The sequence below is a fragment of the Cupriavidus sp. H19C3 genome (assembly GCF_049393815.1).
Classification (GTDB): domain Bacteria; phylum Pseudomonadota; class Gammaproteobacteria; order Burkholderiales; family Burkholderiaceae; genus Cupriavidus.
This window is the reverse complement of the sequence record NZ_CP184986.1, coordinates 2,383,622-2,399,483: the sequence shown is the minus strand read 5'-3', so window position 1 is coordinate 2,399,483 and position 15,862 is coordinate 2,383,622. Positions and strand designations below refer to the sequence as shown.

The following is a 15,862-nucleotide window of genomic DNA, read 5'->3' as shown; positions in this document are numbered from 1 at the left end:
GCTCGGCGGCTTCTCCTGTCCCCCGCCATGCCGTCCGCGGGCCTGCCGGACAGCGCGGGGGTTAGCGCGCGGTTGAGCGCGAGCGCGTTGCCGGCACGATGGCGGGGCCATCGTCGGCGGCCACCGCCGCGAGGTTCATGCTGATCTTGCCGCGCGGGTGACGCGCCGGCGTACTGTTGTCCTGCCGCCGCCCGGGCGCAAGATCGCGCGGATCGCCCGTGGTCTCGTGCGCCTGCCGGCCTTGCGTCGGTGCGGCCGAAGTGTCCTGGCCAAAGCGCAGGTCGCCCCACGCCCAGCCAAAACCGCGTACGTAGACGTCATTGCTTACGGCGGCATGACTGTTGGGGTTGATCGGCTCGGGCCGGTCAAAGTAGGCGTAGCTGCCCGCAAACGCCGATGGGGCCGCTGCGGAGAGCAGGGCCAGCAGCGCGGCGGCAAAGACTCTGGCGGTCATCATGGCTCCCTCCCTTGCTGGAAAAAGGTGCCCGCCGGGGGACGGAGCACGTAAATCGAAACGACGTCGAAACGACGCGTCGGGTCACGCATCGCCGGCGGCGCCCATACGCGCGCCGAACGCCGCGCGGGCCATGGCGCGGCGGTCGGGGCAACGGGCCCGGCCAGCGCCCCGGCACGCGGCTAGCGTGACTTCCGCGAGCGGCTCGCACTGGCGGCCAGCACGCGACTCGATGCTGCGCAGTAAGACGGGGGCGATACCGGCGCATGGGGAAACGGCAGCAATGGCGGCGACAGCAGATCCTGTACCGACGGCGGGGGCCCCGCCAGCCGATGGGATCGCCTGCGTGCCGTCATTCGCGCGGGCGGATGACGCATGGCTATATCCTCTCCTGCGTTCTCGTGATGTTGTTGTCATGGACTCGTGACTGCTCCCTGTCCAGCCAGATGCGACAAGCGTGCCAATGGCCGCGAGCGCTTGTGTGACGCGGGGTTGCGCGGGCATCGGCAATATGTACACGGCCGCTTGGGTCCGGGCGCGCCCGGATCGGTTTCGCCGCTGTTACGCAGATGCAGAAAAGCCGCATGGCATGTCTGCACCGTGATGCCGGTGCGGCCGTGCGGCGGCGGACGGGACCGGCCCGACGCCCCCGCCCGAAGTGGGAGATACCCGCGTCCGTCGCGCCGATTTGCGCGCCGGCAAGCCAGCCGGCGCAACGGAGAGCCGTGCATCGGTCCGGCGCGGGCATCTCGTGCGCTCCGGCGCACGGGGCCGTTTTGCAAGGATTGCAAACGAAGGCAGCGTGCAGCCGGTTGCAGCACTGAAACAGGCGTATGACGCAGAAACGGGTACGCCGGCGCGGCTAGCGTGGCGCCGCGGGGGCGCTGGAGGGGGTGGCAGGGACCGCGCCGGGGACCGCGGCGCTGTGGCCCGAAATCGGTTTTGGCCCCGGCTGGCTGCGTTCGCGTTCGCAGCCGGTCAAGGCGACCAGGCAGAGCGCCAGTGCGACAACGACGGACCGCGAAATGGAAGTGCGGGTCACGGAGGTCTCCCAGGTTGTCCTCATCGATTCACTGTAGCAGGTCGCGTCGGCGTCTCCCGCGATGGGAAGTATCATGAACGCAGACCCTTTCCAGGACGCAAGCGGCATGGCCGACTTTCACCCCCCCAACGCCCGACCTGACCAACCCGACCGCGCCGACAGTGCGGACCGGCCGCCGTCGCCCAGGCGCGGGCGCTGGCTGCCGGACCGGCATACCGGTGCGCGCACCGTGCGCGTGGTCTCCGCCGCCATCCATGACTGGCTCGAGCATCGCGCGGCCAGCAAGGGCGCGGCGCTGTCGTTCTACATGCTGTTTTCGCTGGCGCCGATCCTGGTGCTGGTGATTTCGATTGCCGGCATGTTCTTCGGCGCGGAGGCCGCGCGCGGCGAGATCTTTGCCCAGATCAACGGGCTGGTGGGCGAGCAGGGCGCAGCGGCGATCCAGCAGATCCTCGCGGCCACCCACCGGGCCGGCGGCAGCGGTGTGGCGGCGATCATCGCCACCGGCATCCTGATGGTGGGCGCCACCAGCGCGTTCGCCGAGCTCAAGGGCAGCCTGGACGACATCTGGCACGCACCGCCACCCGCTGGCGCCGGCTGGAAAAAGCTGCTGCGCGCACGTCTGCTCTCGTTCAGCCTGGTGCTGGTACTCGCCTTCATGCTGCTGGTCTCCCTGATCGTCAACGCGGCGCTGGCGGTGGTCGACCGTTTCTGGGGCCAGCTGTGGACCGCGTCGTGGTTTGCGCCGGTGGCCGAGGCGGTGTCCACCGCATTCTCGTTCGCGGTGGTCACGGCGCTGTTTGCAGTGATCTTCAAGATGCTGCCCAACGCGCGCATTGCCTGGCGTGACGTGATCATGGGCGCCGTCATCACGGCGCTGCTGTTTGCGGTCGGCAAGCGCCTGATTGGCCTGTACCTGGGCAACAGCGCGGTGGCATCGTCGTATGGCGCGGCGGGCTCGGTGGTGGCGCTCATGCTGTGGGTGTACTACTCGGCGCAGATTTTTTTCTTCGGCGCGGAGCTCACGCGGCAGTACGCGCTGCAGTTCGGCAGCCTGCGCGGGAAGGACCCGACGCGCTCGTGCGAGACGGTAACGGGGGTGCCCGCGGCGGCAGGCATATCGGGGGACGCGGACACATCGCGACACCGCTGACGCGGCGAACCGGTAAAATGGCGCCCTTTCCCGAATTCCAGCCCTGCCTGATCCCGCTGCCGTGAGCTCGCTCGTTTCCGAAATTGCGCGTCGTCGCACCTTTGCCATCATTTCCCACCCGGACGCGGGTAAGACCACGTTGACCGAAAAGCTGCTCTGGTTCGGCGGCGCGATCCAGGTTGCGGGGGAGGTGCGTGCACGCAAGGCGGACCGGCATGCCACGTCCGACTGGATGGAGCTGGAAAAGCAACGCGGCATCTCGGTGACGTCGTCGGTCATGCAGTTTCCCTACCGTCCGCGGCCGGACGTGCCCGAGAACATTGTCAACCTGCTGGATACGCCGGGCCACGAGGACTTCTCGGAAGACACGTACCGCACGCTGACCGCGGTGGACTCGGCCGTGATGGTGATCGACTCGGTCAACGGCGTGGAAGCGCAGACCATCAAGCTGCTGAACGTCTGCCGCCTGCGCGCCACGCCGATCCTCACGTTCATCAACAAGCTCGACCGCGAGGGCCGCTCGCCGATCGAGCTGCTCGACGAAATCGAGGATGTGCTGAAAATCCAGTGCGCGCCGATGACGTGGCCGATCGGCATGGGCAAGGCGTTCCGCGGCGTCTATCACCTCATCGACGACAAGATCCAGCTGTTCGATCCGCACGGCGACAAGGGTACCGCCGCGATCCTCGACGGCCTCGACAATCCCGAGCTCGACCGCGTGCTGGGCTCGCAGGCCGAGGAACTGCGCATGGAAATCGAGCTCGTACGCGGTGCCTCGCATACGTTCGACCGGGAGCAGTTCCTCGCCGGCAAGCAGACCCCGGTGTATTTCGGCTCGGCGATCAATAACTTCGGCGTGCAGTCGCTGCTCGATGCCTTGTGCGAACTGTCGCCGCCGCCGCTGGCGCGTCAGACCGAATCGCGCGTGGTCGAGCCCGGCGAGCAGAAATTCACCGGTTTCGTATTCAAGATCCAGGCCAATATGGACCCGCGCCATCGCGACCGCATCGCCTTCGTGCGCGTCTGCTCGGGTCGTTTCGACCGCGGCATGAAGCTGCTGCACGTGGCGGCGGGCAAGACCGTGGCGATCAACAATGCCATCACGTTCATGGCGCAGGACCGCAATACCACCGAGGAAGCATTCGCGGGCGACATCATCGGCGTGCCGAACCACGGCACCATCCGCCTGGGCGACGTCTTTACCGAGGGCGAGCCGCTCAAGTTCACGGGCATCCCGTCGTTCGCGCCGGAATTCTTCCGCCGCGCGCGCCTGAACAATCCGCTCAAGGTCAAGCAGCTGCAGAAGGGATTGCAACAGCTGGCCGAGGAGGGCGCCACGCAGATGTTCCGCCCGCTCGGGTCCAATGACCTCGTGCTTGGCGCGGTCGGTATCCTGCAGTTCGACGTAGTGGCGCACCGGCTCGAGCACGAGTACGGCGTCGACGCCATCTTCGAATCGCACGAGTGCGCCACGGCGCGCTGGCTCAAGGGCGATGCGGCCGAAATCGACAAGCTGATCGACAAGGCCGGCCATAACGTCGCGCTCGATGGTGCCGGCGACCACGTCTATCTCGCGCCGAGCATGGTCAACCTGCGCCTGACGCAGGAGCGCTTTCCGAACCTGCAGTTCCTGGAGACGCGCGAAATCGTCTGAGCCGGCGTTGCCAGAGGCGGCGCGGCGGGGCGACCCATGTATCTGAATTGATACATGACGCACCGGTTGCGCCGCGCTCGGCTAGAATCCTCAACTTTGTCCGAGGACGCGCGCCGGGACGGCTTCCGGCGGGGCGCTTTCCTCACGCCCCTGCCGCCACCCCTTCATGTCCACCGCCACTCCCTTGCCGGCCATCGAGCCGGAGTCCGTTGCCCGTGATCCCGCCTTCCGGCACTACTGGTTTGCGCGCCTGTGCACCACCATCGCGTACCAGATCTTCACGGTGGCCGTGGGCTGGCAGATGTATGACCTGACGCGCGATCCGTTCATGCTGGGCATGGTCGGCCTCGTGCAGTTCCTGCCGTCGATCGTGCTGATCCTGATGTCGGGGCATGTGGCCGATCGCTTCGACCGCCGCGTGATCGTGCGCACCTGTCAGGCGCTCGAAGCCGTTCTCGCCGTCAGCATGGCCACCGCCAGCTTCAGCGGCTGGATCACGCGCGACTACATCTTCGTTTTCGTGGCATTGATGGGGGCGTGCCGCGCGTTCGAGACCCCGACGCTGCAGGCGTTGCTGCCAAGCGTGGTGACGCCGCGCGCGCTGCCGCGCGCGGTGGCGCTGGCGAGTTCGGCGGCGCAGACCGCGATCATCATCGGTCCCGCGCTCGGTGGCTTCGCCTATGTCGCGGGTCCGGGCGTGGTGTACGCGATTGCCGCGGCGCTGTTTGCCATTGCTGCCATCCTGGTGGCATCGCTGAAGCTGCGGCAGGCCGCCGTGCGCTCCACGGCGCCGGTCAGCATCAAGACGCTGTTTGCCGGCTTTGCCTATATCCGCAGCCACCAGATACTGCTCGGCGCGGTATCGCTCGACCTGTTTGCCGTGCTGCTCGGCGGCGCCACCGCGTTGCTGCCGATCTATGCGCGCGACATCCTGCACACCGGGCCGTGGGGGCTCGGCCTGCTGCGGTCGTCGCCGGCGATCGGCGCGCTGGTGACGGCGCTCTGGCTGTCGCGCCATCCGCTCAATCGCCGTGTGGGCCGCATGATGTTCGGCGCGGTGGCGGTGTTCGGCGGGGCCACCATGGTGTTCGGTCTCTCCAGCTGGCTGCCGCTGTCGATGGCCGCGCTGGTGGTGCTGGGGGCGTCGGACATGATCAGCGTGGTGGTGCGCCAGACGCTGGTGCAGCTCGATACGCCCGAAGACATGCGCGGCCGCGTGGGCGCCGTCAACTCCGTGTTTATCGGGGCTTCGAACCAGCTCGGCGAATTCGAATCGGGGGTCACCGCGGCGCTGCTGGGCCCGGTAGGTGCGGTCATGCTCGGTGGCATCGGCACGCTCATGGTGGTGGCCGCCTGGATGCGCCTGTTCCCCGCGCTGGCGGCGCGTGACCGCCTGCACGACCATCCGGAGCCGGCGCGCTAGCGCACGCCTTTGCGGCCGCGACTGGCGGCCCGCATGCTGGAACGGCGCGCAGAACGTACCCGTTTCTGCGAGCCGGCGGATGCAGGAATTGCCATTCCACCCGGTGCCGTTCTTGTAATGCATACCGTCGCGCGCGGCGCCAAGTGGCTCATGCGCCCGTGGCGCGGGCGCGCGCCGAGTAGCGATACCGTGCCGCAGGTAGCGCGGCCGTGCCGCCGCGCCTTGACGCAGAAACGGGTACGCTTTGCCCCGCTTTGCCGCCGCTCCGTCCTGGCGCGGCGCGCCCCGAGCGCTGGTCAACCGCCCGCACCGGTCCGGTTCGCGCCGCCCGCATCGCGCGCCTGGCATGGCCTTCGCAAGTCACAGGTCCATTGCCATCCGGAGCATGACGCATGAACCTGACTTTCCTCGATGCCGACAAGGTTCAGGCCGCCTGGGCCTATCTGACGCAATTTGCGGTTCACCAGGGCCTCAACTGCCTGGCCGCGCTGGCCATCCTGATCGGCGGCTGGTGGCTGTCGGCGCGCGCCGCCATGGCCATCCGGCGCGCGCTGCAGCGCACGCATGTGGACGACACGCTGCGGCCCATGCTGGCCAGCGTCGCGCAATGGATCATCCGCGTGCTGACGGTGGTGCTGGTGCTGTCCCAGTTCGGCGTGCAGACCGCCAGCATCGTTGCCATGCTCGGTGCCGCGGGTCTTGCCATCGGGTTGGCCCTGCAAGGCACGCTGCAGAATATCTCGGCGGGCATCATGCTGATCCTGCTGCGGCCGTTTCGCGTGGGGCAGTACATCGACGCACAAGGCGTGGCCGGGACCGTGCGCGAAACCGGACTGTTCATGACCGAGCTGACCACCTTCGACGGGGTGTGCCTGCGCGTGCCGAACAGCCGGCTGTTCGGCAGCCCGATCACCAACTACAGCGAAAATGCCACGCGTCGCATGGATATCGAAGTCATCGTCACCTTCGGCAGCGATATCGGCGCGGGGCTGGAGGCGCTGCGCCGCATGCTGGCGGCAGAGTCGCGCCTGCTGCCGGACCCGGCGCCGGAGGTGATGGTAGTCCGCTACACGGAGCGCGGCATTACGCTCAACGCGCGTTACTGGACCTCGAATGCGGACTTCTGGGCCGTGCAGTACGCGTTCTTCGGCAAGCTCAAGGCGACGCTGGATGCAGCCGGGTGCGTCATCGCGGTGCCGGTGCAGGAGGTGCGTGCACCCATGCTCGAGGCGCGTCTTGCCCTGGGCGCGGAGGATGCCGAAGACGGCGGCCAGCGCCATGAACGCGACGGCCGCGGCGATCGCAGCGAGCGAGGCTATCGCCTCCACGGCTCGCCAGGCGGGCGCACCAGCTGAGCGGCGCGTTCCGGGCGCCTGGCGCGCGCAGCCTACCCTCCCTGGGCGTACCCATTTCTGCGTCGCGGCGCCGGCCTGCCGCGACGCTCCGGCGCCCGACGCCTGCGCACCGTCGCGCCGTTGCCGCGCACCGTTGCCGCACTATTCTTCGTCCGCGAACAGCGAGCAGGCTCCCATCTCCGCCGTGCCGACATTGCGGCGGAAGGTGCCGAACAGATCGCGGCCCACGCCATGCCGGTTGCGCGAGAGATCAGGGCGTTCCACCTGGCGTGCCTGCCATTCGGCCTCGTCGACCTTGACGGTCAGCACGCCGGCGGGCGCATCGACGCGCACGATGTCGCCAGTGCGCACGCGCCCGATATCGCCGCCGTTCAACGCCTCCGGACACACGTGGATGGCAGCCGGCACCTTGCCGGAAGCACCCGACATGCGGCCATCGGTGACCAGCGCCACGTGAAAGCCGCGATCCTGGAGCAGGGTCAGCGTCGGCGTGAGCTTGTGCAATTCCGGCATGCCGCACGAGGCAGGCCCCTGCCACGGCAGCACCGCGACAAAGTCGCGTTCGAGTTCGCCGCGCTTGAAGGCCGCGAGCACGTCGTCTTGCCGTTCGAAGACGATGGCGGGCGCTTCCACCACCTGATGCTCGGGTTTGACCGCCGAGGTCTTGATCACGCAGCGGCCCAGCTTGCCGTCGAGTACCTTGATGCCACCGTCGGGCGCAAACGGCTGGTCGATGGTGCGCACGATGGTGTCGTCGAGCGAGGCGGCCGGACCATCGGCCCATTGCAGCTTCCCGTCGCGCAATACCGGCTCGCGCGTATAGGCGTCGAGCCCCTGGCCGACGATCGTGGTCACGTCATCGTGCAACAGGCCCTGCGACAGCAGGCCGCGAATCACCACCGCGAGGCCGCCTGCGGCCTGGAACTGGTTGACGTCGGCCTTGCCGTTCGGATACACGCGGGCCAGCAGCGGCACCGCTGCCGACAGTTCGTCGAAGTCGTCCCATGTCAGGATGATGCCGGCCACGCGCGCCATGGCGATCAGGTGCAACGTGTGGTTGGTCGAGCCGCCCGTCGCCACCAGGCCGACGATACCGTTGACGAAGGCGCGCTCGTCGAGCACGTGGGCCACCGGCGTATAGCGTTCCCCGCCATGCACGAGCCGCAATGCCTGGCGCGCCGACTCGCGCGTCAGCGCTTCGCGCAGCGGGGTATTGGGATTGATGAATGCCGTGCCGGGCAGATGCAGGCCCATCACCTCCATCAGCATCTGGTTTGAATTGGCGGTGCCATAGAACGTGCAGGTGCCCGGACCGTGATAGGACCTGGTTTCCGCTTCGAGCAGGCCCGCGCGGTCGATCTTGCCTTCCGCATAGAGCTGGCGGATACGGGCCTTCTCTTCGTTGCCGATGCCGGTGGTCATGGGCCCGCCCGGCACGAACACCGCCGGCAGGTGACCGAACGACAGCGCGCCCATCACGAGGCCAGGCACGATCTTGTCGCACACGCCCAGGTACAGCGCGCCGTCGAACATCTGATGCGAGAGCGCGACGGCGGTGGCCATGGCGATCACGTCGCGCGAGAACAGCGACAGATCCATGCCGTCCTGGCCCTGCGTCACGCCATCGCACATGGCCGGCGTGCCGCCCGCGAACTGCGCGGTGCCACCGGCCTCGAGCGCGGCTTCCTTGAGCCATTGTGGAAACGCCGCCAGCGGCTGGTGTGCCGACAGCATGTCGTTGTAAGCGGAGACGATCGCGAGATTGGGACGCTCTTGCGCCTTGAGGCGGATCTTCGCCTCGTCCGGCATGGCCGCGACGCCGTGCGCGAGGTTGGTACAGGACAGGTTGGCACGCTCGACCTTCTGGCCGGCCATGGCATGCGTGCGTTCCAGATACGCCTGCCGGGTGGCGGCGCTGCGGGCCACGATACGGGCCGTGACCCGTTCGAGGACGGAATGACGTGGCATTGTGGTTCTCCTGCGGGGAGCTACCAGCGTAGCCGAAAATGCCCGCGGTCGGGTGTCGGTGCCCGGCTGACGACTCCGGCTGCCGGGACCTGTTACCGGCTACCGGCTACCGGCGGCGATAGGCTGCAATGCCGACATGGCGGCTTTCCACATCGCAAAACAATGCGCGGCGGGGATCCCGGGCCGGGCATGCCCCGGCTCCGCAGAAACGGGTACGCCTACTGCCCAAGCGGCGGCGACTCACGTAACATGTCCGGAACTTCTGGCCGCCGGCCCGCACTCAACTCATGCTGCCGCAAGGTAGGCATGGGGCGAGAGACGACCCGGCCGCGGCGATAACCCCCGCAAGGAGTTCAGGGTGAGCATGCCCGATTTCGACATGGTGCTGTTTGGCGGCACCGGCGACCTGGCGCGGCGCAAGCTGCTGCCGTCCCTCTTCGATGCGCATCGCTGTGGCGGCATGCATCCGTCCTCGCGCATTCTGGCTACCGGCAGTCATGCCCAGACCACCGAGCAGTATGTCGCGATGCTGGAGGAGACCGTGCGGCCCGCGCTCGAACACGCGCCGCCCGAGCATTGGGCCTCGTTCCTGGCGCGCATCATTTATGTGCAGGCCGATGCACGCCAGCCCGCGCACTTCGATGCGTTGGCCGACACGGTGCGCTCGCGCAGTCCCGAAGTCGTGGTGTGCTACCTCGCCACCGCGCCACACCTGTTCGTGCCGATCTGCGAGCAGCTCGGCCGCACGCAGCTCAATACGCCCAACGTGCGCGTGGTCCTGGAAAAGCCGCTCGGCCACGACCTCGACTCCAACGAGGCGATCAACGCCGCGGTAGCGCAGTTCTTTGCCGAGGACCAGATCTACCGGATCGACCACTACCTCGGCAAGGAGTCCGTGCAGAACCTGATGGCGATCCGCTTTGGCAACGCGCTGTTCGAGCCGTTGTGGCGGCGCGAGTGGGTGCAGGACGTGCAGATCACCATCGCCGAGGAGCTTGGCGTGGAAACGCGCGGCGATTTCTACGACCGCGTCGGCGCGCTGCGCGACATGGTTCAGAACCATCTGCTGCAGCTGCTTTGCATGGTCGCCATGGAGCCACCGGCAAGTCTCTCCGAAGACGCCATCCGCGACGAAAAGATCAAGATCCTGAAGGCGCTCAAGCCCATTACGCCGCAGGATGTTTCCGAAAAGACCGTGCGTGGGCAGTATCGCGCGGGCGCGGTGGGTGGCAAGCCGGTGCCCGGTTATCTCGAAGAGCAGGGCATCGCGGCGGACAGCCGCACCGAGACCTTCGTTGCCATCAAGGCCGAGATCGCCAACTGGCGCTGGGAAGGTGTGCCGTTCTATCTGCGCACGGGCAAGCGCATGCAGTCGCGCCTGGCCGAGATCGTGATCCATTTCCGCGATGTCCCGCATGCGATCTTTCCCAAGCCGCTGACGCTGTCGCCGCAGAACCGGCTGGTGATCCAGCTGCAGCCCGAGGAAAGCATCCGCCTCTACTTCCTGGCGAAGCAGCCCGGCGATACGCTGGAGCTCACGCCGACCTCGCTCGATCTCGACTTCGCGAGCTCGTTCAAGGTCCGCCGCGCGGGCGCCTATGAGCGCCTGTTGCGCGATGTCATCCGCGGTCGCCTCGGATTGTTCGTGCGACGCGACGAGCAGGTGCAGGCATGGCGCTGGGTCGAGCCGATCATCGACACGTGGGACCAGAGCACGGTACCGCCCAAGCCGTATACGGCGGGCACCTGGGGGCCGGCCGCCTCGTCTGCGCTGATGTCGCGCGACGGTGCGTTATGGCACGAGGAAGTTTGACGCACCATTCGACACGCGCCCGGAGGCGGCCATGCGGCAATTCGAACATCCGACGCTGATGGACCAGGCCGAGGCGCTGGCGATCTCGGTGAGCCATGCGCTCGAACTCGTGATCCGGGCCAAGGGCTGGGCGGTGCTGGCGGTCTCGGGCGGCAAATCGCCGGTGCCGATGTTCGAGCGCCTGCGCTACCGGCCGATCCGCTGGAACGCGGTGACCGTCACGCTGGTCGACGAACGGGCCGTGCCGCCCGACCACGACGACAGCAACGGTGCGCTGGTGCGTAGCCACCTGATGCGTGAGGCTGCCGCGCTCGCCGCCTTTGTCCCGCTGGTGCAGGATGCGGACGAGGCCATGCAGCCGGAGCGCGCGCTGGCCCGCCTCAACCAGGCGTTCCAGCAGCCCGATGTGGTCGTGCTCGGCATGGGCGAGGATGGCCATACCGCGTCGCTGTTCCCGGACGCCCCGGAGTTGCAGGCCGCGCTCAGCGAGCCGGCACCGGCCTATACCGTGACCCATCCGGGTAGCGCGCCGCATGCGCGCATCACGCTGAACCTCGCCGCGCTGCTGGCCGCCGAACGGACTTTCCTGTCGATTGCCGGCCCGGCGAAGCTCGCCGTGCTGGAGCGCGCGCTGGCGGGCCCGACGCCGGCGCTGCCGGTCAGCCTGGTGCTGGCGCGCCATCGGCATGGCGTCGATATCTTCCGCGCCTGATTCGGCGGCGCATGACTCACCGGCGCATGACCTTGTGGCACATGACCTTGCAGCGCACGACCTTCGCGGCGCCCCGCGGCTGACCGACCGAACCGATGAACCGTACCTCCGCCCCTGCTTCCGACTATCCCCGCCTGCTCGCCGACGTGGGCGGCACCAACGTGCGCTTTGCGCTGGAAACCGCGCCGATGGAGATCGGTCCGGTGACCGCACTGCGCGTGGCCGACTACCCGTCGCTCGAACATGCGATGCGGCACTATCTCGATGGGCTCGACGGCAACCATCGTGGCGCGGCATCGCCGCGCCACGCGGCCATCGGGCTGGCCAATCCGGTGACCGGCGACCACGTCAAGCTGACCAACCATAACTGGGCCTTTTCGATCGAGGCGATGCGCACCTCGCTGGGCCTCGACACGCTGGTGGCGATCAACGACTTCACTTCGCTGGCGCTCGCATTGCCCTATCTTCCCGATACCGCGCTCGTGCAGGTGCGGTCCGGCACCGCGGTACCCACCGCGCCGCGTGCGCTGATCGGCCCCGGTACCGGGCTCGGCGTATCGGGGCTGATTCCGGCACCGGGCGGTGGCGCGGTGGCGCTGGCCGGCGAGGGCGGTCATATCGAGGTCATGCCGGTCACCGACGATGAATGGGTTGCCTGGCGCGCCGCACACCGGTCGCTCGGGCGGGTCTCCGCGGAGCGGCTGCTGTCGGGCATGGGCCTGTCTCATATTCATGCCGCGCTGGCCGCAGAAACGGGTACGCTTTTGCTCGCGCCGCTGTCGCCCGCGCAGGTCACGGCCGGTGCCATCGAACGTGGCGATCCGCTGTGCCAGCGCGCATTCCACGTCTTCTGCGGCCTGCTGGGCTCGGTGGCGGCCGACGTGGCGCTGGTGCTGGGCGCGCGTGGCGGCGTATATATTGGCGGCGGCATCGTGCCGCGTTTCGTCGAGGCGTTTGCGGCCTCGGCCTTTGCCGAGCGCTTCGGTGCCAAGGGCCGCATGGGCAAGTATCTCGCCGATATCCCGGTCTATGTCATTACGGCAGAATATCCGGCGCTGCCCGGCCTGGCCCATGCGCTGGCCGACCGGCTCGAGGGCGATATGCGCCGCGCCCGCGCGACTCCACACTGAACTTGCCGCCACTGACAACATGCGTGTATTGCTGGTCGAAGACGACGCCATGATCGGCGAAAGCGTAAAGGTTGCCTTGCGCCAGGAAGGCTTCACCCTCGACTGGGTGCGCGACGGGGAGGCCGGCCTCGATGCGGCGTCGGGAACTGCCGCACCGGGCGCCGGAGGCGAGGGCGGCTGCTACGACCTCATCCTGCTCGACCTCGGTCTGCCGAAGAAATCCGGCCTGGAAGTCCTGCGCGCGCTGCGCACGCGCAATATCCGCACGCCCGTGCTGATCCTGACCGCGCGCGACGCGGTGGCGGATCGCGTGGCCGGGCTCAATGCGGGCGCCGACGACTATCTGGTCAAGCCGTTCGACCTGCTGGAGCTGGCGGCACGCATGCACGCGTTGGCACGCCGCGCGGAAGGGCGCGCGGAGCCGCTGCTGCGCTATGGCACGATCGTGATCAATCCGTCGACGCGCGAGGTGACGCAGGCCGACGAACCGGTCAAGCTGTCGGCGCGCGAATTCGCACTGCTGTCGGCGCTGATGGCGCGCCCCGGCAAGGTGTGGTCGGTGGCGCAGTTGCAGGAGCGCCTCTATGGCTGGGATGACGAAGTCGGCAGCAATACCGTGGAGGTCTATATTCACGCGCTGCGCAAGAAGTTCGGCGCGACCCTGATCCGCAATATTCGCGGGGTCGGGTATGTGGTCCCCCAACTCGACGAAGGAAGCACGGCCTGATGCGATCGATTCAGCGAACCTTGCTGTGGTGGCTCGCGCTGGGGCTGCTCGCGGGCATTGCGATCGCCACCGCGCTGATCTACGGGCAGGCGCGGCAGGAGGCCAATGCGCTGTTCGACTACCAGATGAAGCAGGTGGCGGCCGCGCTGCCAAGCCAGTTCAGCAATCCCGTCCAGCCACCATTCGACCCGTCGATCAACGGCACCGGCGCGGATCTGCTGCATGGGGACGAAGATGTCGTGATCCATATCTGGGATGGATCGGGACGCAGCCTCTACCTGTCGCACTCGCATCCGGCGTTGCCGCCACGCGCGGAACTCGGCTTCTCCAATGTCCGCACCGACCAGGGCGAATGGCGCATCTACAGCGTGCAACTGGGACCCGCGGTGGTACAGATCGCGCAGCCGCTCAGCGCGCGCCGCACGCTGGCTGCGCATATGGCGTTGCGTACGGTGGCGCCGCTGCTGCTGTTGCTGCCGCTGCTGGGATGGCTGGTATGGATGGCGGTGGGACGCGGCCTGCGTCCGTTGCGCGAGATTGCCAGCGAGGTGCGCGCGCGCGATGCCAACACGTTGACGCCGCTCGCGCTTGGCCCGATGCCGGATGAAATCGCTCCCGTCACGCATGCGCTCAACCAGCTGCTGGCGCGGCTCGAGCATGCCATCGACACGCAGCGCGCTTTTGTCGCCGATGCCGCGCATGCATTGCGCACGCCGCTGGCGGCGCTGCAACTGCAGGCGCAACTGGTGGAGCGTGCCGACAACGCCATGGCGCGGCAGGAGGCGGTGGCGCAGCTGCGCGCGGGACTGGAACGGCTGACCCACCTGGTGGCGCAGTTGCTGACGCTGGCGCGGCAGGAGCCGGGCGCCGCGGTGCCCGCGCACGAAGCCGTCGACCTGCACGCGCTGGCTGGACAGGTGGTGGGTGAAATGTCGCAGGCCGCCATCGATCGCGACGTGGACCTTGGCCTGGAGTCGGCTGGCGACGCTGCCGTGGTCGTGCAGGGCGATGCCGACGCACTGCGCATCCTGCTGACCAATCTCGTCGACAACGCCCTCGGTTATATCCCGCGCGGCAGCCGCGTCGACGTGCGAGTGGGACACGACAGCGCGGGCCACGTGGAGCTGGTGGTGCAGGACAATGGCCCTGGCATTCCGGAGGCCGAACGCGCACGCGTATTCGACCGTTTCTACCGCCTGCCGGAAGCGCCGACCGGCGGCAGCGGCCTGGGTCTGGCCATCGTCGCGGAAATCGCGCAGAGCCACGGCGCGCGCGTGGCGCTCGAGGATGCCGTGCCGGGCCTGCGTGTGCGCGTGACGTTTCCGCTTGCGCGCGTCAGTTGACGGGCGCCACCAGCGGTTCGCCGGCAAAGTGCCGGCGCGCGTTTTCCAGGAACTGGTCGATCGAAGCGGTAATGGCCTCCGGCGACCAGCCTGCCATGTGCGGTGTCAGCACGACGTTGGGACAGTCGAACAACTCCACCGGCGGGGCCGGTTCGCTTTCGTAAACGTCGAGGCCGGCACCGCCGACCTCGCGGGCCTGCAGGGCCTCTGCCAGCGCCGAGGTATCGACCACGCTGCCGCGCGCGATATTGACCAGAAAACCCTGCGGCCCCAGCGCGCGCAGCACTTCGGTACTGACGAGGTGACGTGTCTCGCTGCCGCCCGGGGTCGCGATCACGAGGTAGTCGGCCCACGTGGCGAGCGCCATCACGCTGTCGAAGTAGCGGTACGCCACGCCTTCACGCGGCCGGCGGTTGTGATAGCCAACTTCCAGATCGAAGGCGGCGCCGCGCTGGGCGATGCGGCGGCCGATGGTGCCGAGGCCGACGATGCCGAGCTTCTTGCCGGAAACATTGGGCGGCAACGGCAGCACGTTGCGCCAGATGCCGTCGCGTGTGGCACGGTCGAGCGTCGGCACGCGCCGCACCGTGGCGAGCAGCAGCGCCATGGCATGGTCGGCCACGCAGCTGTCGTTGGTGCCGGCCCCGTTCCCCACCGCAATGCCGCGCGCACGCGCGTGCGCGATATCGATGTTCTCGTAACCCGCGCCGAGTGCGCAGACCAGTTCCAGCTCCGGCATGGCGTCGATCTCTTCGGCCGTCAGACCGGTGGTGCCATTGGTCAGGACGGCACGAAACGTTGCGCCATGGGTGGCCACTTCGGCCACGCGGCCAGCAGTGGTCGGGGCATAGCGGATCGCATAGTGCTCGCCGATGCGGGCGAGATGCTCGGAATCCAACTGGATCAGGATAAGCAGGGCGGGCTTCATGACATGCGGGGCGCGAGGCGAAAGGAAGGGACAGGAAGGAGAGGAAGGGAAAACCAGGCAATACGGTAGGCCGGGACGCGCCATTCTAGCCCCGTGGGCAAAATGCCGCATGCATGTCGGCGGCGCTCGGGCACGCATTATCAAATTGCGGCCAACATTG

Annotated in this window: 12 protein-coding genes; 9 read left to right on the top strand and 3 right to left on the bottom strand. The window is 67.9% G+C overall.

Annotation, left to right across the window (positions count from 1 at the left end):
• Window positions 1–61: 61 nt before the first annotated feature.
• Complete coding sequence (locus DFLDMN_RS30235; protein WP_423199423.1) at window positions 62–457, bottom strand: hypothetical protein; 396 nt, start codon at window positions 455–457, stop codon at window positions 62–64.
• 1,112 nt (window positions 458–1,569) lie between these two features.
• Between DFLDMN_RS30235 and DFLDMN_RS30230 the strand changes: the two genes are divergently transcribed.
• The 4 genes from DFLDMN_RS30230 (at window position 1,570) to DFLDMN_RS30215 (ending at window position 7,081) form a co-directional block, all read left to right on the top strand.
• Complete coding sequence (locus DFLDMN_RS30230) at window positions 1,570–2,649, top strand: YihY/virulence factor BrkB family protein (RefSeq protein ID WP_423199422.1); 1,080 nt, start codon at window positions 1,570–1,572, stop codon at window positions 2,647–2,649.
• A gap of 61 nt (window positions 2,650–2,710) precedes the next feature.
• On the top strand, window positions 2,711–4,303 hold the full coding sequence (locus DFLDMN_RS30225) for a peptide chain release factor 3 (RefSeq protein ID WP_423199421.1): 1,593 nt from the start codon (window positions 2,711–2,713) through the stop codon (window positions 4,301–4,303).
• A gap of 166 nt (window positions 4,304–4,469) precedes the next feature.
• On the top strand, window positions 4,470–5,726 hold the full coding sequence (locus DFLDMN_RS30220; RefSeq protein ID WP_423199420.1) for an MFS transporter: 1,257 nt from the start codon (window positions 4,470–4,472) through the stop codon (window positions 5,724–5,726).
• A 392-nt stretch (window positions 5,727–6,118) separates the two neighbouring features.
• A complete protein-coding gene (locus DFLDMN_RS30215; RefSeq protein WP_423199419.1) occupies window positions 6,119–7,081 on the top strand; it encodes a mechanosensitive ion channel family protein in 963 nt (320 codons plus the stop codon).
• A gap of 141 nt (window positions 7,082–7,222) precedes the next feature.
• Here the strand turns inward: DFLDMN_RS30215 and edd are convergent, their stop codons facing one another.
• Window positions 7,223–9,049: a phosphogluconate dehydratase gene (edd, locus tag DFLDMN_RS30210; protein WP_423199418.1), complete on the bottom strand. Its 1,827-nt coding sequence runs from the start codon at window positions 9,047–9,049 to the stop codon at window positions 7,223–7,225.
• A gap of 364 nt (window positions 9,050–9,413) precedes the next feature.
• Between edd and zwf the strand changes: the two genes are divergently transcribed.
• From zwf to DFLDMN_RS30185, 5 genes are all read left to right on the top strand, one after another.
• Window positions 9,414–10,862: a glucose-6-phosphate dehydrogenase gene (gene zwf, locus DFLDMN_RS30205; RefSeq protein ID WP_423199417.1), complete on the top strand. Its 1,449-nt coding sequence runs from the start codon at window positions 9,414–9,416 to the stop codon at window positions 10,860–10,862.
• A 31-nt stretch (window positions 10,863–10,893) separates the two neighbouring features.
• Window positions 10,894–11,574 carry a 6-phosphogluconolactonase gene (pgl, locus tag DFLDMN_RS30200; RefSeq protein ID WP_423199416.1) on the top strand — a complete coding sequence of 227 codons (681 nt, stop codon included), beginning with the start codon at window positions 10,894–10,896 and terminating at the stop codon, window positions 11,572–11,574.
• 95 nt (window positions 11,575–11,669) lie between these two features.
• The gene (locus tag DFLDMN_RS30195; RefSeq protein ID WP_423199415.1) at window positions 11,670–12,704 is read left to right on the top strand and encodes a glucokinase; all 1,035 of its coding nucleotides are present in this window, start codon (window positions 11,670–11,672) and stop codon (window positions 12,702–12,704) included.
• A 19-nt stretch (window positions 12,705–12,723) separates the two neighbouring features.
• Complete coding sequence (locus DFLDMN_RS30190) at window positions 12,724–13,431, top strand: response regulator (RefSeq protein WP_423199414.1); 708 nt, start codon at window positions 12,724–12,726, stop codon at window positions 13,429–13,431.
• Window positions 13,431–14,774 carry a sensor histidine kinase gene (locus tag DFLDMN_RS30185; RefSeq protein WP_423199413.1) on the top strand — a complete coding sequence of 448 codons (1,344 nt, stop codon included), beginning with the start codon at window positions 13,431–13,433 and terminating at the stop codon, window positions 14,772–14,774. Before DFLDMN_RS30190 ends, DFLDMN_RS30185 begins: the two co-directional genes overlap by 1 nt.
• Here the strand turns inward: DFLDMN_RS30185 and DFLDMN_RS30180 are convergent.
• Window positions 14,767–15,702, bottom strand: coding sequence for a 2-hydroxyacid dehydrogenase (locus DFLDMN_RS30180; RefSeq protein ID WP_423199412.1), 936 nt, complete (start codon window positions 15,700–15,702; stop codon window positions 14,767–14,769). The two genes, DFLDMN_RS30185 and DFLDMN_RS30180, sit on opposite strands and share 8 nt — an antisense overlap.
• Between the last annotated feature and the right edge of the window lie 160 nt (window positions 15,703–15,862).